The sequence below is a fragment of the Shewanella sp. genome, from assembly GCF_041630135.1.
Taxonomy (GTDB): Bacteria; Pseudomonadota; Gammaproteobacteria; order Enterobacterales; family Shewanellaceae; genus Shewanella.
Window position 1 is genome coordinate 102,955 of the sequence record NZ_JBFKLW010000001.1, and the last position, 24,235, is coordinate 127,189.

At 51.5% G+C, this 24,235-nt stretch carries 22 protein-coding genes and 4 tRNA genes; 22 read left to right on the top strand and 4 right to left on the bottom strand.

What is annotated here, in order from left to right; genetic code table 11:
- Positions 1 to 87: 87 nt before the first annotated feature.
- Both ABYK60_RS00460 and ABYK60_RS00465 read right to left on the bottom strand, forming a co-directional pair.
- Positions 88 to 163, bottom strand: a tRNA-Thr gene (locus tag ABYK60_RS00460).
- A gap of 8 nt (positions 164 to 171) precedes the next feature.
- Positions 172 to 247 (bottom strand) — tRNA-Phe (locus ABYK60_RS00465).
- Positions 248 to 616: 369 nt separating this feature from the next.
- Between ABYK60_RS00465 and ABYK60_RS00470 the strand changes: the two genes are divergently transcribed.
- The 3 genes from ABYK60_RS00470 (at position 617) to greA (ending at position 2,385) form a co-directional block, all read left to right on the top strand.
- On the top strand, positions 617 to 1,162 hold the full coding sequence (locus ABYK60_RS00470) for a cytochrome b (protein ID WP_372869801.1): 546 nt from the start codon (positions 617 to 619) through the stop codon (positions 1,160 to 1,162).
- Between the two features lie 2 nt (positions 1,163 to 1,164).
- Entirely contained in the window at positions 1,165 to 1,737 is a 573-nt protein-coding gene (locus tag ABYK60_RS00475) for a YceI family protein (protein ID WP_372869803.1), read from the top strand.
- 171 nt (positions 1,738 to 1,908) lie between these two features.
- A complete protein-coding gene (greA, locus tag ABYK60_RS00480) occupies positions 1,909 to 2,385 on the top strand; it encodes a transcription elongation factor GreA (protein WP_372869805.1) in 477 nt (158 codons plus the stop codon).
- A 73-nt stretch (positions 2,386 to 2,458) separates the two neighbouring features.
- On the opposite strand, the gene yhbY is transcribed toward greA, so the two are convergent.
- Positions 2,459 to 2,758, bottom strand: coding sequence for a ribosome assembly RNA-binding protein YhbY (gene yhbY / locus ABYK60_RS00485; RefSeq protein ID WP_372869806.1), 300 nt, complete (start codon positions 2,756 to 2,758; stop codon positions 2,459 to 2,461).
- A gap of 90 nt (positions 2,759 to 2,848) precedes the next feature.
- Between yhbY and rlmE the strand changes: the two genes are divergently transcribed.
- The 14 genes from rlmE to rpsO all read left to right on the top strand — a co-directional run bounded on the left by rlmE (position 2,849) and on the right by rpsO (position 15,927).
- The gene (gene rlmE, locus ABYK60_RS00490) at positions 2,849 to 3,478 is read left to right on the top strand and encodes a 23S rRNA (uridine(2552)-2'-O)-methyltransferase RlmE (RefSeq protein ID WP_372869808.1); all 630 of its coding nucleotides are present in this window, start codon (positions 2,849 to 2,851) and stop codon (positions 3,476 to 3,478) included.
- A 45-nt stretch (positions 3,479 to 3,523) separates the two neighbouring features.
- Entirely contained in the window at positions 3,524 to 5,473 is a 1,950-nt protein-coding gene (ftsH, locus tag ABYK60_RS00495) for an ATP-dependent zinc metalloprotease FtsH (RefSeq protein WP_372869810.1), read from the top strand.
- Between the two features lie 68 nt (positions 5,474 to 5,541).
- Positions 5,542 to 6,381 carry a dihydropteroate synthase gene (gene folP / locus ABYK60_RS00500; RefSeq protein ID WP_372869811.1) on the top strand — a complete coding sequence of 280 codons (840 nt, stop codon included), beginning with the start codon at positions 5,542 to 5,544 and terminating at the stop codon, positions 6,379 to 6,381.
- 65 nt (positions 6,382 to 6,446) lie between these two features.
- A complete protein-coding gene (gene glmM / locus ABYK60_RS00505) occupies positions 6,447 to 7,784 on the top strand; it encodes a phosphoglucosamine mutase (protein WP_372869813.1) in 1,338 nt (445 codons plus the stop codon).
- Positions 7,785 to 7,953: 169 nt separating this feature from the next.
- The gene (gene tpiA, locus ABYK60_RS00510) at positions 7,954 to 8,736 is read left to right on the top strand and encodes a triose-phosphate isomerase (RefSeq protein WP_372869815.1); all 783 of its coding nucleotides are present in this window, start codon (positions 7,954 to 7,956) and stop codon (positions 8,734 to 8,736) included.
- A 1-nt stretch (position 8,737) separates the two neighbouring features.
- A complete protein-coding gene (gene secG, locus ABYK60_RS00515) occupies positions 8,738 to 9,064 on the top strand; it encodes a preprotein translocase subunit SecG (RefSeq protein WP_126166088.1) in 327 nt (108 codons plus the stop codon).
- A 12-nt stretch (positions 9,065 to 9,076) separates the two neighbouring features.
- Positions 9,077 to 9,163 (top strand) — tRNA-Leu (locus tag ABYK60_RS00520).
- A gap of 82 nt (positions 9,164 to 9,245) precedes the next feature.
- Positions 9,246 to 9,322 (top strand) — tRNA-Met (locus ABYK60_RS00525).
- A gap of 168 nt (positions 9,323 to 9,490) precedes the next feature.
- Entirely contained in the window at positions 9,491 to 9,946 is a 456-nt protein-coding gene (gene rimP / locus ABYK60_RS00530) for a ribosome maturation factor RimP (RefSeq protein ID WP_372869817.1), read from the top strand.
- 27 nt (positions 9,947 to 9,973) lie between these two features.
- The gene (gene nusA, locus ABYK60_RS00535) at positions 9,974 to 11,473 is read left to right on the top strand and encodes a transcription termination factor NusA (protein ID WP_372869819.1); all 1,500 of its coding nucleotides are present in this window, start codon (positions 9,974 to 9,976) and stop codon (positions 11,471 to 11,473) included.
- A gap of 24 nt (positions 11,474 to 11,497) precedes the next feature.
- Complete coding sequence (gene infB / locus ABYK60_RS00540; RefSeq protein WP_372869821.1) at positions 11,498 to 14,146, top strand: translation initiation factor IF-2; 2,649 nt, start codon at positions 11,498 to 11,500, stop codon at positions 14,144 to 14,146.
- 52 nt (positions 14,147 to 14,198) lie between these two features.
- Positions 14,199 to 14,612: a 30S ribosome-binding factor RbfA gene (rbfA, locus tag ABYK60_RS00545; RefSeq protein WP_372869823.1), complete on the top strand. Its 414-nt coding sequence runs from the start codon at positions 14,199 to 14,201 to the stop codon at positions 14,610 to 14,612.
- Positions 14,612 to 15,559 (top strand): tRNA pseudouridine(55) synthase TruB, encoded by a 948-nt coding sequence (truB, locus tag ABYK60_RS00550; RefSeq protein WP_372869825.1) that lies wholly within the window; start codon positions 14,612 to 14,614, stop codon positions 15,557 to 15,559. The genes rbfA and truB overlap by 1 nt, the downstream gene beginning before the upstream one ends.
- Before the next feature lie 98 nt (positions 15,560 to 15,657).
- Positions 15,658 to 15,927 (top strand): 30S ribosomal protein S15, encoded by a 270-nt coding sequence (gene rpsO, locus ABYK60_RS00555; RefSeq protein ID WP_372869827.1) that lies wholly within the window; start codon positions 15,658 to 15,660, stop codon positions 15,925 to 15,927.
- Positions 15,928 to 16,011: 84 nt separating this feature from the next.
- On the opposite strand, the gene ABYK60_RS00560 is transcribed toward rpsO, so the two are convergent.
- Positions 16,012 to 18,066 (bottom strand): putative bifunctional diguanylate cyclase/phosphodiesterase, encoded by a 2,055-nt coding sequence (locus tag ABYK60_RS00560; protein WP_372869829.1) that lies wholly within the window; start codon positions 18,064 to 18,066, stop codon positions 16,012 to 16,014.
- 188 nt (positions 18,067 to 18,254) lie between these two features.
- Here ABYK60_RS00560 and pnp point away from each other — a divergent pair, with 188 nt between their 5' ends.
- The 5 genes from pnp (at position 18,255) to ABYK60_RS00585 (ending at position 24,203) form a co-directional block, all read left to right on the top strand.
- Entirely contained in the window at positions 18,255 to 20,354 is a 2,100-nt protein-coding gene (gene pnp, locus ABYK60_RS00565) for a polyribonucleotide nucleotidyltransferase (RefSeq protein WP_372869831.1), read from the top strand.
- Between the two features lie 177 nt (positions 20,355 to 20,531).
- Positions 20,532 to 21,437, top strand: coding sequence for a lipoprotein NlpI (nlpI, locus tag ABYK60_RS00570; RefSeq protein ID WP_372869833.1), 906 nt, complete (start codon positions 20,532 to 20,534; stop codon positions 21,435 to 21,437).
- 105 nt (positions 21,438 to 21,542) lie between these two features.
- Positions 21,543 to 23,129, top strand: coding sequence for a peptide chain release factor 3 (gene prfC, locus ABYK60_RS00575; protein WP_372869835.1), 1,587 nt, complete (start codon positions 21,543 to 21,545; stop codon positions 23,127 to 23,129).
- A 113-nt stretch (positions 23,130 to 23,242) separates the two neighbouring features.
- On the top strand, positions 23,243 to 23,422 hold the full coding sequence (locus ABYK60_RS00580; RefSeq protein WP_372869836.1) for a hypothetical protein: 180 nt from the start codon (positions 23,243 to 23,245) through the stop codon (positions 23,420 to 23,422).
- A gap of 1 nt (position 23,423) precedes the next feature.
- Positions 23,424 to 24,203, top strand: coding sequence for a TatD family hydrolase (locus ABYK60_RS00585; protein ID WP_372869838.1), 780 nt, complete (start codon positions 23,424 to 23,426; stop codon positions 24,201 to 24,203).
- Positions 24,204 to 24,235: the final 32 nt, after the last annotated feature.

Consider the following 24,235-nt stretch of genomic DNA (forward strand, 5'->3'; position numbering starts at 1 on the left):
TATCGCAGGATATAGAATGCTGCTCAGATACGAATTACCAGAATGAAAAAAGCCACTCGATTGAGTGGCTTCTACTACTGCTTTTTTTGGTGCCGGCACCAAGAGTCGAACTCGGGACCTACTGATTACAAGTCAGTTGCTCTACCAACTGAGCTATGCCGGCTTTAAAGGTGGTGCCCGAACCCGGAATCGAACCAGGGACACGCGGATTTTCAATCCGCTGCTCTACCAACTGAGCTATTCGGGCAACTAAACTGAGTGTTAGTCGTCTACTTCAGACTGGGTTGTTGTGCCCGTCTTGTCTGGAGTGCGCGTATAATATAGCGGTCATTTTTTTCCTGCAAGCGCTTTTTCCTCTGTCCCTGTGCGTCTGGCCAGATAATCGCCAAAGCGCCGTAAAATGGCGTTTTTCTGCCGATTTAACCAGCAAGTTGGCTTTGTCTGCGGGTTTGTTCCTCGTAAAACTCAGTGTTGCCTGGCCCATCCATGTCTTTTTCAGCATTATTTGCTTCACTTTTCTAAAAAATCGAACCGTATTGGCGATTTTTAGCGATTTTCTTTTTCAATGCACGCCTTAAGATGATAACCATTCTCGTTAACTCGCTTTGGTGATCATATGTGGCGAAATCGTTCTTCCGGATATGGCTGGTTTGCCATAGGTATTCACTGGCTAATGGCAATGTTGATACTGGGGTTGTTTGCGCTGGGCCTGTGGATGGTGGAACTCACCTATTACAGCCCCTGGTACAAGACAGCGCCTTTTTGGCACAAGGGCCTCGGCGTTCTGATGTTTTTACTCTTGTTGCTGCGACTGGCCGTACGGGTAAAGAGTACTTCTCCCAAAGCACTAGGCAGCGCACTTGAACAGATGGCCGCCAAGTTTACTCATTTACTGCTTTACCTGCTCCCTCTGGCGCTGGTGTTCAGTGGCTATTTGATTTCCACCGCCGATGGCAGGCCGCTGGATGTGTTTGGTCTGGTGTCTGTTCCGGCTTTGGTGACCTTTGAGGGGCAGGAAGATATTGCCGGGGATGTACATGCACTGCTCGCCTGGTCGTTGATTGGCCTGGTGGCTCTGCATGCGCTGGCGGCCCTCAAACACCACCTGATTGATAAAGACACCACCTTATTACGTATTTTAAGACCGCAAAAGGAAGCTTAACCATGAAAAAGACACTGATCTCTGCTCTGCTCGCCAGCACCGTGATGGCCGCCCCGGCCTTTGCCGCTGACTATGTGATTGACAGCCAGGGCGCCCACGCGTCTATCCATTTTAAAGTGAATCACCTGGGCTACAGCTTTGTTGTAGGGCGCTTCAATGATTTTGGCGGTGAATTTAGCTTTGACGCCAAATCCCCTGAAACCGCTAAAGTAAAGGTGAAGGTGAACACCCAGAGTCTGGACTCGAACCACGCCGAGCGTGACAAACATTTAAAGAGTGCCGACTTTATCAACGCAGGCAAATACAGTGAGGCTGTGTTCGAGTCGACTGCAGTAACAGCGGACGCCGATGGCAAATTAAAAATCAGCGGTAACTTTACCTTAAATGGTGTGACCAAGCCGCTGATCATAGACGCCGTTGCCGTGGGTGAGGGCACTGATCCCTGGGGAGGATATCGCGCAGGCTTTACCGGCACAGCCAGTTTTGCTCTTAAGGACTACAACATTAACTATGATTTGGGTCCAGCGTCTACTCACGTTACCCTCGACCTGGTGGTGGAAGGCGTTCGCAAGTAATACTTACCTCCCCCATAGATATACGCCCCGAATGGGGCGTTTTTCATGGGGAATTGTCGTGCATCGGGAACGGATTTCAGGGTACACTAGCGCCAATTTCATGCATCGTTTTCCTGTGCTGGTTAGATACCGGCATCAGGTTGCTTTTGTTTTAAGGAGACGAAAGACACTATGAACAAGGTGCCTATGACGGTGGTTGGAGCTGAGCAGCTTCGTAAAGAACTGGACTTGTTGAAGTTCGACCGTCGCCCTAAAATCACCGAAGCCATTGCCGCTGCAAGAGAGCTTGGCGATCTTAAGGAAAACGCCGAATATCACGCCGCCCGTGAAGAGCAGGGGATCTGTGAAGCACGAATCCGTGATATTGAAGGCAAGTTGTCCAATGCGCAGATCATTGATGTGACCAAGATGCCAAACACCGGCCGCATTATTTTCGGAACCACAGTGACCATTTTGAATCTGGATACTGATGCCGAAGTGACTTACCGCATCGTGGGTGATGATGAAGCGAACATCAAAGAAAACCTGATTTCGGTTAACTCCCCTATCGCACGTGGCCTGATCGGCAAAAACCTGGGGGATGAAGTGAATATCAATACCCCTGCAGGGGTTACTGCCTATGAAGTGGTTGAAGTGAAATACATCTGATTTCTTCACCATTAAACAAAAAGCCGCTTTTTAGCGGCTTTTTGTTGATTCTCTTATGGCAGAAGGCGAGAGGTTAACGCGCCTTCGGCAGAGCAATCTTTTGCTCTTCGGACTGGCGATACAGCACCAGCACGTGACCAATCAGCTGCACCTTGGCGGCCTGTGTTTCACGTACAATGGCATCAACGATGGCGAGTTTCATTTCGCGATCGCTGGTTGCCACTTTCACCTTGATAAGTTCGTGGTGATTCAGGGCTCCGTCGATTTCAGCCAGCACTCCCTCGGTAAGGCCATTGGCCCCGAGCAGCACCACCGGCTTTAAATCGTGCGCCAGTCCTTTGAGATGCTGTTTTTGTTTGGTCGTCAGGTTCATTTCTACCAACTTTTGCTGAGTTACTGTTGAAAGTTGGGTATTCTACCCTTATATAGCCCTTGTGTAACTCTCATTTGTCGCGGATTTTTAATGACAGCTAAAAAACGTTCTGCCAGCTCCACCCGCTGGATGCAGGAGCATTTCGATGATCACTATGTGAAATTGGCTCAAAAACGGGGCTTACGTTCCCGCGCCGCTTTCAAACTGGAAGAATTGCAGGAAAAGGATCATTTGATTAAACCGGGCATGACAGTGGTGGATTTGGGTGCTGCTCCCGGTGGCTGGTCTCAGGTCGCTGTCAAACTTGTGGGTGATAGGGGCAAGGTTGTTGCCTGTGATATTCTGCCGATGGATCCCATCGTAGGGGTAGACTTCCTGCAGGGCGATTTCCGTGAAGATGCGGTACTCGAAGCCCTCCTTGAGCGGGTGGGTGATGATAAAGTGGATGTGGTGCTGTCAGATATGGCACCCAACATGAGTGGTACAGATGGTGTTGATCAGCCGCGGGCCATGTATCTGGTGGAACTGGCGCTGGACATGTGCCATCAGGTATTGGCGCCCAATGGCAGCTTTGCCGTTAAAGTCTTTCAGGGGGAGGGTTTTGACGAGTATATGAAAGCGGTCAAGGAGGCGTTCAAGGTCGTCAAAACACGTAAACCGGACTCATCACGGGCGCGTTCCCGTGAAGTCTATCTGGTGGCAACAGGGTATAAGTTGTAGTACCCTGAGGCTTAGCTTCGCAAGACTGTAAAGAGGCCTACTAACTTGAGTGATATGGCAAAAAATCTTATTCTCTGGGTCGTCATCGCCGTTGTGCTGATGTCGGTGTTCCAGGGCTATTCCCCCTCTTCTTCGTCATCGCAGAAGATGGATTACTCCAACTTCCTGGACGATGTTCGTTCCGGCCAAATCGCCACGGTCGAAATCAAAAGCGACCAACGCACTATCGAAGGGCAGAAACGCAGTGGTGAAAAGTTCACTACTATCATGCCCATGTACGATCAGGATCTGATTAACGACCTCGATCGCAAAGGCGTAACCATGAAGGGTGAAGAAGCGCAGGAATCCAGTTTCCTGACGCAAATTTTCATCTCCTGGTTCCCGATGCTGCTGCTGATTGGGGTGTGGATCTTCTTTATGCGTCAGATGCAGGGCGGTGGCGGCAAAGGCGCCATGTCCTTTGGCAAAAGTAAAGCCAAGCTGATGAGTGAAGATCAGATTAAAACTACCTTCGCCGACGTGGCTGGCTGTGATGAAGCCAAAGAAGAAGTGAAGGAAATGGTTGATTACCTGCGTGACCCAACCAAGTTCCAGAAACTGGGTGGCCGCATTCCTACCGGCGTGCTTATGGTAGGTCCTCCCGGTACAGGTAAAACACTGCTGGCCAAGGCGATTGCCGGTGAAGCCAAGGTGCCTTTCTTTACCATTTCCGGTTCTGACTTCGTGGAAATGTTCGTCGGTGTGGGTGCATCCCGCGTACGCGACATGTTCGAACAGGCCAAGAAGTCTGCGCCTTGTATCATCTTTATCGACGAAATCGATGCCGTCGGCCGTCAGCGTGGCGCTGGTCTAGGCGGTGGTCACGATGAGCGTGAGCAGACTCTGAACCAGATGCTGGTTGAGATGGACGGCTTTGAAGGTAACGAAGGCATTATCGTGATTGCCGCGACCAACCGTCCAGACGTGCTGGATGCCGCGCTCTTGCGCCCTGGTCGTTTCGACCGTCAGGTTGTAGTGGGTCTGCCAGACGTTCGTGGCCGTGAGCAAATCCTGAAGGTGCATATGCGCAAAGTGCCGCTGGCAGAAGATGTGAAAGCCAGTGTGATTGCCCGTGGTACGCCCGGTTTCTCCGGTGCTGATTTGGCTAACCTGGTGAACGAAGCTGCCTTGTTTGCTGCCCGTGGTAACCGCCGTGTGGTGAGCATGGAAGAGTTTGAGCGCGCCAAAGACAAGATCATGATGGGTGCTGAGCGCCGCTCCATGGTGATGTCGGAAGCCGAAAAAGAAATGACCGCCTACCATGAAGCCGGTCACGCTATTGTGGGTTATCTGGTGCCAGAGCACGACCCTGTGCACAAGGTTACCATCATCCCTCGTGGCCGCGCGCTGGGTGTTACCTTCTTCCTGCCTGAGGCGGATGCCGTGAGTCAGAGTCGCCGCAAGCTTGAGAGTAAAATCTCGGTTGCCTACGGTGGTCGTCTGGCCGAAGAGCTGATCTACGGAATTGAGCAAGTGTCGACAGGTGCCTCTCAGGACATCAAGTATGCGACTTCTATCGCCCGTAACATGGTGACCCAATGGGGCTTCTCCGACAAGTTGGGCCCGCTGTTGTACGCTGATGAAGAAGGCGAGGTGTTCCTCGGTCGCTCCATGGCCAAGGCCAAGCACATGTCTGATGAAACTGCGGCACTGATTGACACTGAAGTAAAAGTTATCATTGACCGTAACTACGACCGTGCCCATCAACTACTGGTTGATAACATGGACATCCTGCATGCCATGAAAGATGCACTGATGAAGTACGAAACCATCGACTCCCGTCAGATTGAAGATTTGATGGAGCGCCGTGAAGTGCGTATGCCTGCTGACTGGCAGAAAGACGAGCAAAACAGCGACAAAGGCGATAAAGGCAACAAAGGTGTTGAGGCTACCTCAGAAGATGAAGCCTCGAAGCCGACAGACCTGAATCCCGATGAGCCAGTGACCAAACACTGATGCTGTTGCAGGATTGATGTAATAAGAGAAAACCCCGGCTTCGGGGTTTTCTTGTTTGAGGAGAGCACGTGTTCACGCTTACAGCCAGGGACAAAACCCTAGACCTGACTCGCCCGGTAGTGATGGGCATCCTGAATGTCACCCCCGACTCTTTCTCTGATGGTGGCCGATTTGCCGTAATTGAGTCGGCTTGCGACCATGCCGATCAGTTAGTTAAGGAGGGCGCGACGATTATCGACATCGGCGGCGAGTCCACCCGGCCGGGTGCCGCTGAAGTGTCGCTGGATGAAGAGCTCTGCCGGGTTATTCCACTGGTGGAATATGTAGCCCGCACCCACGATGTGTGGGTGTCCGTGGATACCAGTAAAGCCGACGTGATGCGCGAGGCTGCCCTGGCAGGAGCCCACTTGATTAATGATGTGCGGGCGTTGCAGGAGCCCGGTGCTCTGGCTGCCGCGGCCGCCACAGGCTTGCCGGTATGCCTGATGCACATGCAGGGCCAGCCGCGCACCATGCAGCACTGTCCACAATATGACAATCTGATTGATGATGTGTGTGCATTTTTTGAACATCGGATTGCCGCCTGTGTTGACGCCGGGATCCCACAGGCGCAGATTATTCTTGATCCAGGGTTTGGGTTTGGTAAAACCCTGGCACACAATTATGAGCTGCTCGGCCGATTTGCAGCCTTTGAGCATTTTGGATTGCCGTTACTGGCAGGGCTTTCCCGCAAGAGTATGTTTGGCAACCTGCTTGGCCGCGATGCGACGTCACGCCTCGCGGGTAGTTTAGCTGGGGCTATGCTGGCAGCTCAGCAGGGGGCGAATATTATTCGGGTTCACGATGTGGCCGAAACTGTCGACGTACTTAAAGTGCTGGAGGCAACCCGCGCCTTTGACAAGCTGTGACTGTGAATGTGACAGCGACAAAATTATGGGTCCGAGCCAGGACCTTAGAATAGATGGGGTTTAGCGTGTCTCAACGTAAATTTTTCGGTACCGATGGTATTCGGGGTAAGGTTGGTTCCGGTCAGATGACACCTGAGCTGGCATTGAAACTTGGCTGGGCTGCCGGCCGCGTTCTTGCCCGCAGTGGTAGTCGTAAGGTGATTATCGGAAAAGATACCCGTATTTCGGGTTATATGTTTGAGTCGGCACTGGAAGCAGGCTTTTCATCAGCAGGACTGAATGTGTTGCTGATGGGGCCTATGCCTACCCCCGCCGTAGCCTATCTCACCCGAACGTTCCGCGCCGAAGCCGGGGTGGTGATCAGCGCATCCCACAATCCCTATTATGATAACGGCATCAAGTTTTTCTCCACTGACGGCAGCAAACTTGATGATGAGATTGAACTGCAAATTGAAGCTGAACTCGAAAAGCCACTGGAGTGTGCTGAGTCCCAGCACCTTGGCAAGGTTTCCCGTATCGATGATGCCCGCGGCCGTTACATTGAATATTGCAAAGGTAATTTCCCCGCAGATCAGACCCTGAGTGGCCTTAAAATTGTGGTGGACTGTGCTCACGGTGCAACCTATCACATTGCCCCAGCGGTATTCCGCGAACTCGGCGCCGATGTCGTTGCCATTGGTGTTGAGCCCAACGGCATGAACATCAACGAGATGTGTGGCGCCACGTCCATGGCTGCCATTCGTGACAAAGTGCTGGAAGTCAACGCCGATTTGGGTATTGCTCTTGATGGTGATGGTGACCGCATCATGATGGTGACCCGCGATGGTGAGATTGTCGATGGCGACCAAATCCTATATATCCTTGCCCGCGACGCCAAAGAACGGGGGATTCTAAAGGGTGGTGTGGTCGGTACCCAAATGGCGAACCTGGGACTTGAACTGGCGTTAAAAGATGAAGGTATTCCCTTCGCCCGTTCGAAAGTGGGCGACCGCTATGTGATGGAACTGCTCAGAGAACGTGGTTGGCGCATTGGTGGTGAAAATTCCGGTCATATTCTTAACTTGGACCATGGCACCACAGGCGATGGCATTGTTGCGGGTATTCTGGTGCTGGCGTCCATGCGTCGCTGTGGTAAAGATCTGAAAGAGATGATTGCTGATCTTAAGATGTTCCCACAAATTTTGGTAAATGTTCGCTTTGAAGGGGACAGGAACCCACTTGAAGCTGAAAGCGTAACCTCATTGGTAGCCGAAGTTGAGCATAAGCTTGGTGAGCGTGGCCGAGTACTGCTGCGCAAATCCGGCACAGAGCCACTGCTGCGGGTAATGGTTGAAGGTGAGAATGAAGAATCGGTAACCCGTTTTGCCAATGCCATTGCAGATGCGGTAAAAAGGGTGGTTTGAAATTGTTAATGTATAAGTTTTAATAGGTTAGCATGTGTTTTGAGCAGAAATGGGCTTGCTGGAATAAAAAAGCAACAGTCGAGCCTGTTTTTACCAAAAAGTCATAAATAGGTGTTGTAACTTAAAACGCGGTTCGCTATTATTCGCTCCGCTTTCAGAGGAGATGGTGATGGCACTCAGACGTCCAATGGTAGCAGGTAACTGGAAGATGAATGGCAGCGCGACGCTGGCTCAGGAACTCTTCAGTAAGTTTGCCGTTAAGCTCCAAAACGATTCAGCGGAAGTGGTCTTGTGTCCGCCGGCAATTTACCTTGAAAGCGTCAGGCAACTGCTTGAGGCGAACAAAGAAGCTCTGAATGGCTGCTTAGTTCGAATGGGTGCCCAAAATTTAAGTCAGCATGACTTTGGTGCCTACACCGGTGAAATATCCGGGCAGATGCTGAAAGATTCCGGATGTCGATATGTAATTGTCGGACATTCAGAGCGGCGAAGAATGTATGGTGAAACAAGCGATATAGTCGCTGAAAAGTTCGCCGCCGCTCAAAAGCACGGTATGACGCCCATACTATGTGTGGGGGAGTCCGGTCCGGCTCGTGAGGCAAGGCGCACCTTTGAGGTGATTGCAGAAGAGTTGGATGTGGTGATCGAAAAGAACGGCACCATGGCTTTCGATAATGCCATTATCGCTTACGAGCCACTTTGGGCTGTAGGCACAGGCAAAAGCGCTACACCAGAGCAAGCCCAGGAAGTGCATGCGTTTATACGCAGAAGGCTCTCTGAAGTATCTCCCTTTATTGGTGAGAACATCAGGATCCTATACGGCGGCAGTGTGACGCCAAGCAATGCGGCAGATTTGTTTGCCCAGCCTGATGTTGATGGTGGACTGATTGGCGGAGCCAGTTTAAACTCGACCGAGTTTTTAACCCTGTGTTCCATAGCAATGAGCGCATGATATGTACGAAGTACTGATAGTTATTTACTTGTTGGTTGCCCTAGGTCTGATTGGCCTGGTTCTTATCCAGCAAGGTAAAGGGGCCGATATGGGCGCGTCGTTTGGCGCTGGCGCATCCGGCACCCTGTTTGGTTCCAGTGGTTCAGGTAACTTTTTGACCCGTTCCACAGCTATCCTGGCAGTGGCGTTTTTCACTCTGAGCCTTATTATAGGTAATCTGAGTGCGCATCATGTGAAGCAGGAAGATAAGTGGAACAACATCGGTTCTGAACCTGCCGCTCAGGAAGTTCAGCAAACCGAGCAGTCAGAGACCAAAATCCCTGACTAAGAAGCAAGATTAGCCGAGGTGGTGAAATTGGTAGACGCGCAGCCTTGAGGTGGCTGTGTCCTAACGGACGTGCGGGTTCAAGTCCCGCTCTCGGCACCAATCATAAAGCACTGTATGTATGCAGTTTCAGCATGCAGTGATTGCAAGTAAGGGCTTTAGTCAATATACTTGCAGCAGTTGACGCGGGGTGGAGCAGTTTGGTAGCTCGTCGGGCTCATAACCCGAAGGTCGTCGGTTCAAATCCGGCCCCCGCAACCAGCTCCCAGTAACGAAATTACGGTAAATTTCGTTACTGTAAACAGGTTCTTATAATAATTGCCTCGTTATTACGGGGTTTTTTGTTATATGGACTTTAAGATTCACCGCGGATTTTGCGGTAAAGTTACTGGGGCTTTATAGCCCTTTTTTGTTTTTTTGGGGGTCACTTTGGCGACTTTGGAAAGCAGACTGGCAGAAATGCTGACACCGGCTGTCGAAGCCTTGGGCTATGAGGTGTGGGGCATTGAATACGTGCAGGCGGGTAAGCATTCTATCCTGCGTGTTTACATCGACAGCGAGAACGGCATTTCCGTGGACGACTGCGCCGAATCCAGTCGCCAAATCAGTGCGATCATGGACGTAGAAGATCCGATTTCACATGAATATACCCTTGAGGTGTCTTCGCCCGGACTTGATCGTCCGCTCTTCAATGCCGCTCAATATGCTCGCTATGTTGGTGAGGATGTTAAGGTGCAATTGACTATGCCTGTGGAAGGCAGTCGTAATTTAAAAGGTGTTATCGACACGGTTGACGGCCAGATGCTGACCATCAAAGTCGATGGCAAGTCGTTGGTCGTTGCCCTGGACAATATCCGCAAAGGCAACATTATTGCGAAGTTTTGATAGTTTCAAGGTGAACGAGGCAAGACGATGAATAAAGAGATTCTGCTGGTCGCTGAAGCGGTTTCAAACGAAAAAGCCGTTCCGCGAGAAAAAATTTTTGAGGCGCTGGAAACCGCGCTGGCCACAGCTACCAAGAAAAAGTACGAAGGTGATATCGACGTTCGTGTAGCTATCGATCGCAAGACTGGTGACTACGAAACGTTTCGTCGCTGGATGGTGGTAGAGGATAACGGCGAAGCGCTGGAAAACCCTTATCGTGAAATTACACTCGAAGCGGCTCGTTACGAAAATCCTGAGATTCAGGTGGGCGAGTTTATCGAAGACGAAATCGAATCTGTGGTGTTCGACCGGATCACAACCCAGACTGCCAAGCAGGTAATCGTACAAAAAGTGCGTGAAGCCGAGCGTGCACAGGTTGTTGAGCAATTTTTCGATAAAGAAGGTGAAATCATCACTGGTGTGGTCAAGAAGTCCAACCGTGATAGCGTGGTGGTTGACCTTGGTAACAATGCCGATGGCGTGTTGTATAAGGAAGACCTGATAGCCCGTGAATCCTTCCGTCCAGGCGACCGTGTTCGCGCGCTGCTGTATGCGGTGCGCCCTGAGGCTCGCGGCGCGCAGCTGTTTCTGACTCGTACCAAGCCGGAAATGCTGATTGAGCTTTTCCGTGTTGAAGTTCCGGAAATTGCCGATGAAATGATCCAGGTGATGGGCGCTGCCCGCGACCCTGGCAGCCGCGCCAAGATTGCAGTGAAATCCAATGATCGCCGCATCGACCCGATCGGTGCTTGCGTGGGTATGCGTGGTGCACGTGTGCAGGCCGTTTCCAACGAACTCGGTGGCGAGCGTGTTGATATTGTGCTGTGGGATGATAACCCTGCTCAGTTCGTGATCAACGCCATGGCGCCTGCCGATGTGGGTTCAATCATCGTAGATGAAGATAACCACTCCATGGACATCGCCGTTGAAGCGGACTCTTTGGCTCAGGCCATTGGTCGTAACGGTCAGAACGTACGTTTGGCAACTCAGCTGACTGGCTGGGAGCTGAATGTTATGACAGTGGAAGACATGAACGCCAAGCACCAGGCCGAAAGTGCCAAGGTGGTAACCCTGTTCATGGAGTCACTGGACGTGGATGAAGATTTCGCTCAGGTGCTGGCCGATGAAGGCTTCACCTCACTGGAAGAAGTGGCTTACGTACCTGTAGCTGAGCTGCTGGCCATCGACGGCTTTGACGAAGATATCGTTGAAGCGCTGCGCGAACGTGCCAAGGCAGCTATATCTACCCGTGCGTTGGCTTCAGAAGAAGCTCTGGACGGCGCTGAGCCGAGCGAGGAGCTGCTGAATCTTGATGGTATGGAACGACACCTGGCGTTTGTGATGGCCAGCCGTGGCGTTGTAACACTGGAAGATTTGGCTGAACAAGGCATTGATGATTTGATCGAAATAGAAGAATTGACAGAAGAAAAAGCAGGTGAGCTGATCATGGCTGCCCGTAACATCTGTTGGTTTGGCGAAGAGTCTTAAGTCGATCAACAGGGGAGGTAACCAATGACGGACATGACGTTAGAGAAATTAGCCAACGAAGTTGGCAAAACTGTTGAGCGACTGATTGAGCAGTTTGCTGAGGCCGGAATTAAAAAGGCCAAAGCCGACAGCGTGACTGAGACTGAAAAGCAGCAGTTGCTTGATCATTTGAAAAAGCAACACGGCGGTGATGCACAGCCAACCAAGATGACTTTGCAGCGTAAAACTGTATCTACCCTGAGTGTATCCAGTGGTGGCCAGTCTAAAGACGTTAAAGTAGAAGTACGTAAGAAACGTACTTTCGTGAAGCGTGATGGTAACGAAGCAGCGCTGAAGGCTGAAGAAGAAGCGCGCGCCAAGGCCGAAGCAGAAGCTGCTGCCAAGGCAAAAGCCGAAGCAGAGGCTAAAGCCAAAGCCATTGCAGAAGCTGAAGCTAAAGCTAAAGCCGAAGCAGAAGCTAAAGCCAAGGCCAAAGCCAAAGCCGAAGCGGAAGTAAAAACGGCTTCAAAAGATCCTGCTAAGCAGGTTGAATCTGAAGAGGCGCGTGCTGAAGCAGCTCGCCTCAAGGCACAGCAGGAAGAAACTGCCAAGCGTAAAGCTGATGAAGAAGCTGCTGCAGCTAAAGAAAAGGCGCGTGCATTGGCTGAAGAAAACGAAAGCCGCTGGGCGGAAGAAGAGCGTCGTCGCATTGAGGCTGAACGTTATGGCGATCACCATGTAACAACCTCTAAAGTTGCTCGTGCCGCTGAAGATTCTGCCGATCAGGACGACGAAAAACGTGGCCGTCGTAATCGCAATAAAACGCAGACCAAGAGTAAGCGTGGCGGTAAAGATGCACGTGAAGGTCGTGAGAAGCACATGCGCCACAAGAGCACGCCTGAGTCCATGGCCCACGGCTTTAACAAGCCTGTTGCTGCTGTGAACCGTGAAGTGCGAGTTGGTGAAACTGTGACTGTGGCCGAGCTGGCGCAGAAGATGGCAGTAAAAGCCACTGAAATCATCAAGCAGATGATGAAAATGGGCTCTATGGTTACTATTAACCAGGTGCTCGATCAGGAAACTGCTCAGCTGGTTGCAGAGGAAATGGGCCACAAGGTTGTACTGCTGCGTGAAAACGAGCTGGAGCATCAGGTACTGGCTGACCGTGACGAAGATGAGAAATTGGAGCCACGCGCTCCGGTAGTAACCATCATGGGTCACGTTGACCACGGTAAGACCTCGTTGCTGGATTACATCCGTCGCGCCAAGGTTGCCGCAGGCGAAGCCGGTGGTATTACTCAGCACATTGGTGCTTACCACGTAGAAACCGATAACGGTATGGTTACCTTCCTGGATACCCCAGGTCACGCCGCGTTTACCGCAATGCGTGCCCGTGGTGCCAAGGCAACTGACATCGTAATCCTGGTAGTGGCTGCCGACGACGGCGTGATGCCACAGACCATCGAAGCTATCCAGCACGCCAAGGCCGGTAACGTGCCTTTGATTGTGGCTGTGAACAAGATGGATAAGCCAGAAGCCGATCCGGATCGCGTTAAGAGCGAGCTGGCCCAGCATAACGTTATGTCTGAAGACTGGGGTGGCGACAACATGTTTGTTCACGTATCTGCCAAGGCGGGTACCGGTGTTGACGAACTGCTCGAAGCCATTCTGCTGCAAGCCGAAGTTCTGGAACTCAAGGCTCGCCGCGAAGGTATGGCCGCCGGTGTGGTTATCGAATCTCAGCTCGACAAGGGCCGTGGTCCGGTAGCAACTGTTTTGGTTCAGGAAGGTACGCTGCGTCAGGGCGACATCGTTCTGTGTGGTCTTGAGTATGGTAAGATCCGTGCCATGAAAGACGAGAACGGCAAGCCAATTCAGGAAGCCGGTCCATCTATTCCGGTAGAGATCCTGGGTCTGTCTGGCGTACCGTCAGCCGGTGATGAAGCCACTGTAGTACGTGACGAGCGTAAAGCACGTGAAGTTGCCCTATACCGTCAAGGCAAGTTCCGTGAAGTTAAGTTGGCACGTCAGCAGAAGGCCAAGCTGGAGAACATGTTTGCCAACATGACCGAAGGCGAAGTACAGGAACTGAACGTGGTTCTGAAGGCCGACGTACAGGGTTCTCTGGAAGCGATTTCCGACTCGCTGCGTAAGCTGTCTACCGATGAAGTGAAGGTGAACATCATCGCTTCCGGTGTGGGTGCGCTGACCGAAACCGACGCCACTCTGGCTGCGGCCTCGAACGCCATCATGGTTGGCTTTAACGTGCGTGCCGATGCTCAGGCCCGTAAGACCATCGAATCTGAAGCCGTTGATCTGCGCTACTACAGCGTGATCTACGACCTGATTGACGAAGTGAAATCTGCCATGAGCGGCATGTTGTCACCAGAGTTCAAGCAGCAGATCATCGGTCTGGCCGAAGTGCGCGATGTGTTTAAGTCGCCTAAACTGGGTGCAATCGCTGGCTGTATGGTCACCGAGGGTGTTGTGAAGCGCAGCGCGCCAATCCGTGTACTGCGTGACAACGTGGTTATCTACGAAGGTGAGCTCGAGTCTCTGCGCCGCTTTAAGGATGACGTGAACGAAGTCCGCAACGGCATGGAGTGTGGTATCGGCGTTAAGAACTACAACGATGTTCGCGTAGGCGACCAAATCGAAGTGTTCGAAACCATCGAAGTCGCTCGGACACTCTAACAACTCAAAGGGCGGCTTAGGCCGCCCTTGTTGATTTTACGGTAACAACATCATGGCAAAAGAATTTAGTCGTTCCCGTCGCATCGGCCAGCAGCTACAACAAGAGCTGGCTATGGTGCTGCAGCGGGATATGAAAGATCCCCGAATCGGCATGGTGACAGTGAATGATGTGGACGTGTCCCGCGACCTGAGTCACGCCAAGATTTATGTCACCTTCTTTGAAGAAGATCCTAAGGTCATCGAAGACAAGTTAGCCGCATTAAACGCTGCCGCGCCATTCGCCCGCACTTTGGTTGCCGGCCGCATGAAGCTGCGTGTTATGCCCGAGCTGCGTTTCATCTATGATGCCTCCTTGGTTGAAGGTATGCGTATGTCTAACCTGGTGAGTCAGGTTATTCGAAATGACGAAGCCCGGAAAGGCCACGCCGACGAAGAAGGCGAGGCTACCGAGGGCGGAGAAAGCTGATGGCAAGACGCACCAAGGGCCGCAATATCGACGGCATAGTGCTGCTCGATAAACCCACTGGCATGAGTTCCAACCATGCTTTGCAGCGGGTGAAGCGGCTTTACAATGCGGCCAAAGCCGGCCATACAGGTGCGCTCGACCCACTGGCAACCGGCATGTTGCCGGTGTGTCTGGGCGAGGCAACCAAGTTTTCATCGCATCTTCTGGATGCCGATAAGCGTTATCTGGTGACCGCCAAACTGGGTCAGCGTACCGATACCAGTGATTCCGACGGCGAAGTGGTCAGCACTCGTCCGCTTAATTTCACCAAGGAAGCGCTGGATGCTGCGCTGGACAGTTTCCGTGGCGACACCATGCAGGTACCGTCCATGTTCTCGGCGCTTAAGTATCAGGGTCAACCCCTGTACAAGTATGCCCGTGAAGGTAAGGATGTGCCCCGGGAAGCCCGGCCTATTACAGTATTCGAGCTTAACTTTATTAAGTTTGAAGGCGATGAGCTGACGCTGGATATTCACTGCTCCAAGGGTACTTATATTCGTACCATCATCGATGACCTTGGTGAAAAACTTGGCTGCGGTGCCCATGTGATTATGCTGCGCCGCACCGCTGTTGCGGCCTACCCCTATGAGCGTATGGTCACCATCGAAGAGTTGGAAGCGCTGGTAGCACAGGCCGAAGAGCAGGGCGTTGAGCCCAAAACGCTGCTTGATCCGCTGCTCCTGCCCATGGATACCGCTGTGGCCGATCTGCCTGAGGTGAATATTCCCGATACGGTGGCTCCCTATCTGATGAATGGCAATCCGGTTCGGGTAGCCGGTATCAGTAGCGATTCACTGATGCGGATCACGCTTGGGGAAGCCAGACGCTTTGTGGGTATCGGCAAGATGAACGACGATGGTCAATTGGCACCCAAACGCTTGGTGGTCTTCACAAACGACAACGATTAAAGCGGTTGCGGTCAGGGTTGAATGCGGCTAAAATACCGCGTCTTCTCGGCTGAGTTAGTGATCGGCTGAGACAATTTAATGATATTTTGGAGATATTCATGTCACTAAGTACTGAAGCTAAAGCACAAATCCTGGCTGAGTTTGGCCGTGGTGAAAACGACACTGGTTCTACTGAAGTTCAGGTAGCTCTGCTGACTGCTCAGATCAACCACCTGCAGGGTCACTTTAAGACTCACATCCACGATCACCACTCTCGTCGTGGTCTGCTGCGTATGGTTAGCTCTCGTCGTAAGCTGCTGTCTTACCTGCAGCGTACTGATGTTCAGCGTTACACTGCGCTGATCCAAAAGCTGGGTCTGCGTCGCTAATCAGCAATGCAGAAACACAAAAAAGGAGGCTTTGGCCTCCTTTTTTGTGTCTGTTATCTACCGTAAAGCATTCATTAAGTTTAATTATGCAGGTGGATAGCCACCCGCGTCATGAATGCTGGTGACCGTGTTCTGGAAATACATTTGTTCAAATTCCTCCAACGGTAAGGGTGGGCTGAAGTAAAAGCCCTGACCTACACCACATCCCGCTGTTTTCAGCCATTCCAGTTGCAATTCGTTTTCAATACCTTCTGCCACAATCTGCAAATCCAACTGCTTACCCAGCATCAGGATAGTCGAAGCGATAGCACTGTCGCCGGGTAAATCAGAAACAAAGCAGCGATCGATCTTCATGGTGGTGATTGGCAGGTGACGCAAATACGACAGTGAAGAGTATCCTGTTCCGAAATCATCCACGGCAATACCGAATCCGGCAATTTTCAGTTGCTCAAGCTTGCTGATGGCAGCCTCTACATCAGCCATCAATGAGGTTTCGGTTATTTCCAATTCCAGTAAATCAGGTGCAATCTGGTATCTGAGAGCCAACTGCTTGATGTCAGGTACCAGGCTGGCGTCAGCAAACTGTTGTGAAGCTACATTCACGGCAATAGGGATTGCGAAACCATACTGTTTTTGCCACTGCCGCAGTATTTTACAGCTTTGCTCAAGGACCCATCGGCCAATGGGAACAATAATACCTGTCTCCTCGGCCACAGGGATAAAGGACATGGGGCTAATCAAGCGGCCATCTTTTTGCCAGCGTATAAGCGCTTCACAGCCCATCAGTTTACCGGTGGAAAGGTCTAGCTTGGGCTGAAAGTGCAGCAAGAATTCGTTGTTCTTTAATGCATCATGTAACGACGCTTCGGTGCGCAGGCGTACGGCAGCCCGTTCTGTCATTTGTGCTTTGAAGAAGGCCCACTGGTTTGAGCCGGATGCCTTTGCGCTGTACATGGCAATGTCAGCATGACGGATAAGATCTTCGGCACTGTTCCCATCTTCCGGATACAGAGAAATCCCTACTGAGGCCGCCGGATGAATCGAGTGTTCGCCAAGCTGAATTGGGTTGTTGAGTTGAAACAGAAGCTTATCAACAAAATCCGCGGCCATATCGGCGGAGTTGATTTCATCGGCCAGGATCACAAATTCGTCACCGCCGAGGCGGGCTACGGTGCCTTTATCGCCAACTACCCGTTCCAGCAGCCGAGCAATACGTGCAAGAAATTGATCGCCCAGCGCATGCCCCAGTGAGTCATTGACGTTTTTGAAGCGGTCCAAATCGATAAACAGCAGGGCAAAAGCGCGTCTGTGTACGCGGGCGCGCTGAATGGTTACCGCTATGGTTTCCAGTAGCAGAGTCCGGTTTGGTAGGCCCGTGAGCGGGTCGCGCGTTGCCATTTTGCGCAGCTTGCTCTGAGTCTGTCCGAATTGCAGCAGGATTTGATTGAGCTTAGTGGTTACCAAACCCAGCTCATCATCTTTGTGTGCATCAGATATGGGGAGCAGGTTTTCGTCTGGCGATTCGGGTTCGATTTTATCAATCGCTTCGCTGATGCGCGCAATGGGTTGAGTCAGGAAGCGGTGAAACACTATCGAGAGCACCATGGTCAACAACAGGGCTCTTGCCAGTGTGGCGACAAAACCGACTTTGAGTTGTCCAAACAAGCTGTCGGCCAGTTCCTGAGTATCATAAAAGATTGTGAGTGTGCCAATCAGCTGCTGTTGGCGCGAACCTTCGAAGTAATAAGGGCGGTAAAGTGGCCGGGCTATTTCTCTGAGGTCTCCAAAAAGCTCTTCACTTAAGTCACTGAAAAAATCAGAAAAGACGTGTTTGTCATTGCTTACAGAGACAAACATTGAACCGTCGTCTAACTCAATTACTGAGGCTCCTACGTGCTCAACTTTAAGTACCCCTTCAAGGGTTTGTCGGGCCAGATTATCATCCAGCGCCCAAACGGCGTTGGCGGCGGGTTGTTCGACCGAGTCAAGCAATTCCTGTTGGCTTGATGTGACAGCTTCACGGGTGGACATAACCATTAAGGAAAGTTCAACGATAAACACAGCAACAGCAAAAAACAGCGCTGCGAAGACAACGAGATTGGTTTGTTTCCAGGTAAGCGACTTAAACCTTATTGCCATCAATCGGGTTCCGGGTCTTGAAAAATAAGATAATGATTGGCGTGAAATACGAGACTGTGTTCAGTCAACTATTTCCACTGTAGTGAAAAGTTAAAGATTTGTCACCAGAATCCGCTCTTTAACTATCTACTTGAGTTGCAGTATACTTACGCGCGTATTTCAAGGTCATTAATTAAGGAATGGGTCACGTGAATCCTATCGTAAAAAGTTTTGAGTATGGTCAGCATACAGTCACCCTGGAAACAGGTGTAATCGCTCGTCAAGCCGATGGTGCCGTTATGGCAAGCATGGGTGATACCACAGTTCTGGTAACTGTTGTGGGCAAAAAGGAAGCCGACCCGGGCCGTGACTTTTTTCCGCTGACCGTAAACTATCAGGAGAAGACCTACGCAGCCGGTAAGATCCCAGGTGGATTCTTCAAGCGTGAAGGTCGTCCTTCTGAAGACGAAACTCTGATTGCCCGTCTCATCGACCGTCCAATCCGCCCACTGTTCCCAGATGACTTTACCAACGAAGTACAGGTCATCATCACAGTGGTATCGGTAGATCCTCAGATTGAGCCGGACGTTGTGTCCATGATCGGTACTTCCGCTGCACTGGCTATCTCCGGTATCCCATTCAATGGTCCTCTGGGCGCTGCCCGTGTAGGCTATGTGAATGGTGAATACGTGCTGAATCCAGGTGCCGCTGAGCTTGCTGGCAGCGAACTGGATCTGGTGGTTGCCGGTACCCAGAGCGCCGTACTGATGGTGGAATCTGAAGCCAAATCTCTGCCGGAAGAAGTGATGCTGGGCGCCGTGGTATACGGTCATGACCAGCAGCAGGTTGTTATCAATGCCATCAACGAGTTTGCCGCTGAAGCCGGTAAGCCACGTTGGAACTGGACAGCACCTGTTAAAAACGATGCCCTGGTTGCACAAATCAAAGAGCTGGCCGAAGAAGGTCTGACTGCCGCTTACCAGATTATGGCCAAGCAAGAGCGTTACGAAGCCGTTGGTGAAGTGAAGAAAGCCACTATCGCCAAGCTGCAGGAAGCCAATCCTGATGTAAACGTACGTGAAGCTGCCGATCTGCTGGGCAGCCTCGAGAAGAACGTAGTTCGCAGTCGTATCATTGCGGGCATGCCACGTATCGATGGCCGTGAGCCAGACATGATCCGTGCCCTGTCTGTGATGGCGGGTGTACTGCCACGTACCCACGGCTCTGCGTTGTTCACCCGTGGTGAAACACAGGCTTTGGTTACCGCAACTCTGGGTACCGAGCGTGATGCGCAGAAGATTGACTCCATCATGGGCGAGCGCACCAACCGCTTCATGCTGCACTACAACTTCCCTCCATACTCTGTGGGTGAAACCGGTATGGTTGGCTCACCGAAGCGCCGCGAAATCGGTCACGGCAAGCTGGCATGGCGTGGTATCAACGCCGTAATGCCGTCTGCCGAAGAGTTCCCATACTCTGTACGTGTGGTATCTGAAATCACTGAGTCCAACGGATCTTCTTCCATGGCCTCTGTGTGTGGTACCTCTCTGGCGCTGATGGATGCCGGTGTACCTATCAAGACTTCTGTGGCCGGTATTGCCATGGGTCTGGTGAAGGAAGGCGACAACTTCGTGGTTCTGTCTGACATCCTGGGTGACGAAGACCACCTGGGCGACATGGACTTCAAAGTAGCCGGTACCCGTGATGGTGTTACTGCACTGCAGATGGACATCAAAATCGAAGGTATCACCAAAGAAATCATGGAAATCGCTCTGCAGCAGGCTTACGGCGCCCGCGTTCACATCCTGAACGTGATGGACCAGGCCATCGGCAGTGCCCGTCCAGATATCTCTGACTTCGCTCCACGTATCACCACCATCAAGATCAACCCAGAGAAGATCCGTGATGTTATCGGTAAAGGCGGCGCCGTGATCCGTGCGCTGACCGAGGAAACCGGTACCACCATCGAGCTGGAAGATGACGGTACTGTGAAGATTGCCTCCAACAATGGCGACGCTACCCGCGAAGCTATCCGCCGCATCGAGGAAATCACCTCTGAAGTGGAAGTGGGCCGTCTGTACACCGGTAAGGTTATCCGTATCGTTGACTTCGGTGCCTTCGTGAACATCCTGCCCGGCAAAGATGGCTTGGTACACATCTCTCAGATCAGCGATGAGCGCGTAGCCAACGTATCTGACCACCTGCAACTGAACCAGGAAGTTACCGTGAAGGTAATGGAAGTGGATCGTCAGGGTCGTGTACGTCTGTCTATCAAAGAAGCACAAACCAAAGAGCCTGCTGCTGAATAATTGCGGCTGCGCTGACAAAAAAAGGAGATCTTCGGATCTCCTTTTTTATTACCGCAGCTGTGAGTTTGGCAATTTGTAATAAATATCAATGGCTGATGGCGACACTCTGGATGGATTGCTATGATGGAGCCAAACAGAGCCCATTCGGGTTTCCCAGGTTGTTAAGGTGAGTGTTTGATGGAGCGTAAACTCAAGACGTTATTGTCAGGGCTACTTGGTTTGTCTGTTCTGCTAGGGGGATGTGCCTCGACCCAGAGCAGCAGTCTTGATCAGGCTGCCGACGGGCGAATGGTTGTTGCCCCTTTGATGCCTGATTATAAGCAAGAGGTGGGGCTTGCACGGCTCAATGAGATACTCACAAGTATGGATTTGAGCGAGGAGCAGCTTGCCCGTGTTTATTATGAACGCGGCGTTATCTATGACTTGCTTGGTCTGCGTCTTATGGCCAGACTCGACTTTCACCAAGCGCTGAAAATCCGTCCAAACATTGCCGATGCTTATAATTTCCTTGGTATTTACTACACGCAGGAAGGCGATTTCGACAATGCATATGAGGCGTTTGACGCAGTATTGGAGCTTGAGCCTGACTATGATTATGCATATCTGAATCGTGGCATTGCACTTTATTATGGTGAGCGGGCGGATTTGGCATTAGCCGATATGGATGCATTTTTGCGACGTGATCCCGCAGATGGCTATCGCGCTTTATGGTATTTCCTGATTGCAGCTGACATCGACAGGAAGGGCGCGCTCGTTACCCTGGCAAAGCATCGTCAATCACTGAATGGCGCCGATTGGTCGACAGCAATCAGTGATTATTATCTGGGTAACTTGTCGAGAGCAGCGTTGTTTGAGCGTGCACGTACCGGTCTTAGCAACCCAAGAGAATATGCTGAGCGTCTTTGTGAGGCATATTTCTACGTTGCCAAAGCAGAAGAGGCATCGGGAAATAAAGAACTGGCAGCCAACTACTTTCGTTTGGCGCTTGCGACCAACATTTATGACTTTGTCGAGCACAGGTACGCCAGGGTTGAACTGGGTCTTCTTGCCAGTCAGGCACAGGCCGAACTCGCTCAACCCTGAGTCAGTCGTTGTACTCCTCGCCAATATAGGCGAAAATACCCGCCAATAAAGTTCCATTCGAGTCGCCGCCTTCGGGCGGCGACGCTACTTGAAAGAAAGTTATCCATGTCAAATTCACTGCTTGCAGAAGTGGCGTCACGCCGCACGTTCGCCATTATTTCTCACCCTGACGCCGGTAAAACCACGATCACCGAAAAGGTATTGTTGCATGGCCGTCAAATTCAGACCGCGGGCACGGTAAAAGGCCGTGGCTCGAACCAGCATGCCAAATCTGACTGGATGGAGATGGAAAAAGAGCGTGGTATTTCGGTTACCACCTCTGTGATGCAGTTTCCGTATAACAGCCGTTTGGTGAACCTGCTCGATACCCCCGGTCACGAAGACTTCTCCGAAGATACCTATCGCACTCTTACAGCGGTGGACTCTTGCCTGATGGTGATTGACGCCGCCAAGGGTGTGGAAGATCGTACCCGCAAGCTGATGGAAGTGACCCGTCTGCGCGATACCCCTATCGTGACCTTTATGAACAAGCTCGACCGTGATATTCGTGACCCGATGGAGCTGCTGGACGAGGTGGAAACAGAGCTTAACATTCTGTGCGCTCCCATCACCTGGCCTATCGGCTGCGGTAAGCTGTTCAAAGGTGTGTATCACCTGCACCGTGATGAGACCATTCTGTATCAGAGCGGTCACGGCCATACTATTCAGGAGTTGCGTATCGTAAAAGGCCTGGATAATCCGGAGTTGGACGCGGCAGTGGGCAGCGACTTTGCCGAGCAGCTGCGTGAAGAGCTGGAACTGGTACGAGGCGCTTCCAACGAGTTCGACAAGGAACTGTTTTTGAGTGGTGAGCTGACACCGGTTTACTTTGGTACCGCGCTGGGCAACTTTGGCGTTGACCACATGCTGGATGGTCTGACTGACTGGGCCCCTGCGCCTATGCCCCGCGAAACCAGTGAGCGCACTGTGGAAGCCGGTGAAGAGAAGTTTTCCGGCTTTGTATTTAAAATTCAGGCCAACATGGATCCCAAGCACCGCGACCGCATCGCCTTTATGCGTATTGTCTCTGGCAAGTACACCCAAGGCATGAAGATGAAGCACGTGCGTATCGGTAAAACCGTGAGCATTTCTGACGCTGTGACCTTTATGGCCGGTGATCGCGAGCGTGCTGAAGAAGCCTTTGCCGGCGACATTATCGGTTTGCACAATCACGGGACCATCCAGATTGGTGATACCTTTACCCAGGGCGAAGATCTGAAGTTTACCGGTATCCCCAACTTCGCTCCGGAAATGTTCCGCCGCATTCGCCTCAAAGACCCGCTTAAACAAAAGCAGCTGTTAAAGGGCTTGGTGCAACTTTCTGAAGAGGGCGCAGTACAGGTATTCCGTCCGCTGGACTCCAACGACCTGATTGTGGGCGCTGTGGGTGTGTTGCAGTTTGAAGTTGTGGTAGCTCGCCTTAAGTCTGAGTACAACGTTGAAGCCATTTATGAGGCTGTAAACGTCGCCACCGCCCGTTGGGTTTATTGTGAAGACGGGCGTAAACTTGAAGAGTTCAAGCGCAAATGCTCTACCAACCTGGCGTTGGATGGTGGCGACAGCCTGACTTACATCGCGCCGACTATGGTGAACCTGAACCTGTCGATGGAGCGTTATCCCGACATCCAGTTTGCCAAGACCCGGGAACATTAATCCCGAATTGAAAAAAGGCGGGCGTTCCCGCCTTTTTTATTGTCTGCAGATTAGCGGCGATTATTAACTGACTGTCTGGCGAAGTTGGCCAACCTAAATTCGGAGGTAAAACCATGCTGAATGTCATCAAGCGGGGCTGGAAGGCCTACACTGATTGGTGCGATAGCATGGGGTTGACCCCCGAAAACCGCCGTAGCTGTGCTCCTAGGCTGCAGGACCCGCCATTGAAGCGAGGCTCTCAGTCGCAAACCGAAGGCGAGGGTGCAACTGCCTTTTCTCGAAAAGAGCGCTGATATGTCAGAAAGTTACATTGTCGATAGTCATGCACATCTGGACTTCCCTGAGTTTGATGACGACAGGCAAGCGCTGTTTGCTGCCATGCAAGATGCAAATATCCGTACCTGTATCATTCCGGGCGTATCACCTCACCACTGGGATAAGCAGCTTGAGGTTGCTGCACAGTACAATTGTCCTTTTGGTCTTGGGATCCATCCCTGGTGGGCTGCTGAGCATTGGCAGTCCCAGATGGCAGAACTACGCTCCCGAATTTATGGTCAGGCTGGCGAACAGCGGTTGGTGGCCGTAGGAGAATGCGGCCTAGATAAACACAGAGGTGAGAACTGGCAGTGGCAATTGCCATTGCTGGAGGCGCAGTTAGAACTTGCGTCTGAATTGGAGCTGCCACTCATTTTGCATTGTGTTAAAGCGCACAACGAGCTATTGGCATTGCTTTCATACCATAAGCTGCCGCGTGCCGGAGTGATCCATGGCTTTTATGGCAGTACGGACATCGCAAGGCGCTATATTAAACTGGGCTACAGGATTGGGATTGGTGGCTTACTTCTTAATAAAGATGCATCAAAATTGCATAAAGTTGTATCTGAATTGCCGATAGAAAGTTTCATTTGTGAGACGGATTCACCGGCCATGACGCCAAAAAACGCATCTGAACGACGTAATACTCCGCTTGTAATTGGTCAAATCATCACCAAAATGGCACATTTGCAAAAAAAATCCAATGTTCTAATATCAGAACGGTTGTATAGCAATGTTGCGCAACTGTTTGAGCTATAGGTTTTTTAACTTAAACAGGTGTTTGTCGCAAT

Bases quoted from the DNA above. Each gene is read 5' to 3' on its own strand.
- tpiA (WP_372869815.1), top strand. From the start codon at position 7,954: ATGGCACTCAGACGTCCAATGGTAGCAGGTAACTGGAAGATGAATGGC.
- nusA (WP_372869819.1), top strand. From the start codon at position 9,974: ATGAATAAAGAGATTCTGCTGGTCGCTGAAGCGGTTTCAAACGAAAAA.
- ABYK60_RS00560 (WP_372869829.1), bottom strand. From the start codon at position 18,066: ATGGCAATAAGGTTTAAGTCGCTTACCTGGAAACAAACCAATCTCGTT.
- truB (WP_372869825.1), top strand. From the start codon at position 14,612: ATGGCAAGACGCACCAAGGGCCGCAATATCGACGGCATAGTGCTGCTC.
- ABYK60_RS00470 (WP_372869801.1), top strand. From the start codon at position 617: ATGTGGCGAAATCGTTCTTCCGGATATGGCTGGTTTGCCATAGGTATT.
- rbfA (WP_372869823.1), top strand. From the start codon at position 14,199: ATGGCAAAAGAATTTAGTCGTTCCCGTCGCATCGGCCAGCAGCTACAA.
- infB (WP_372869821.1), top strand. From the start codon at position 11,498: ATGACGGACATGACGTTAGAGAAATTAGCCAACGAAGTTGGCAAAACT.
- yhbY (WP_372869806.1), bottom strand. From the start codon at position 2,758: ATGAACCTGACGACCAAACAAAAACAGCATCTCAAAGGACTGGCGCAC.
- rpsO (WP_372869827.1), top strand. From the start codon at position 15,658: ATGTCACTAAGTACTGAAGCTAAAGCACAAATCCTGGCTGAGTTTGGC.
- ABYK60_RS00475 (WP_372869803.1), top strand. From the start codon at position 1,165: ATGAAAAAGACACTGATCTCTGCTCTGCTCGCCAGCACCGTGATGGCC.
- ABYK60_RS00585 (WP_372869838.1), top strand. From the start codon at position 23,424: ATGTCAGAAAGTTACATTGTCGATAGTCATGCACATCTGGACTTCCCT.
- rlmE (WP_372869808.1), top strand. From the start codon at position 2,849: ATGACAGCTAAAAAACGTTCTGCCAGCTCCACCCGCTGGATGCAGGAG.
- prfC (WP_372869835.1), top strand. From the start codon at position 21,543: ATGTCAAATTCACTGCTTGCAGAAGTGGCGTCACGCCGCACGTTCGCC.
- nlpI (WP_372869833.1), top strand. From the start codon at position 20,532: ATGGAGCGTAAACTCAAGACGTTATTGTCAGGGCTACTTGGTTTGTCT.
- ABYK60_RS00580 (WP_372869836.1), top strand. From the start codon at position 23,243: ATGCTGAATGTCATCAAGCGGGGCTGGAAGGCCTACACTGATTGGTGC.
- greA (WP_372869805.1), top strand. From the start codon at position 1,909: ATGAACAAGGTGCCTATGACGGTGGTTGGAGCTGAGCAGCTTCGTAAA.
- secG (WP_126166088.1), top strand. From the start codon at position 8,738: ATGTACGAAGTACTGATAGTTATTTACTTGTTGGTTGCCCTAGGTCTG.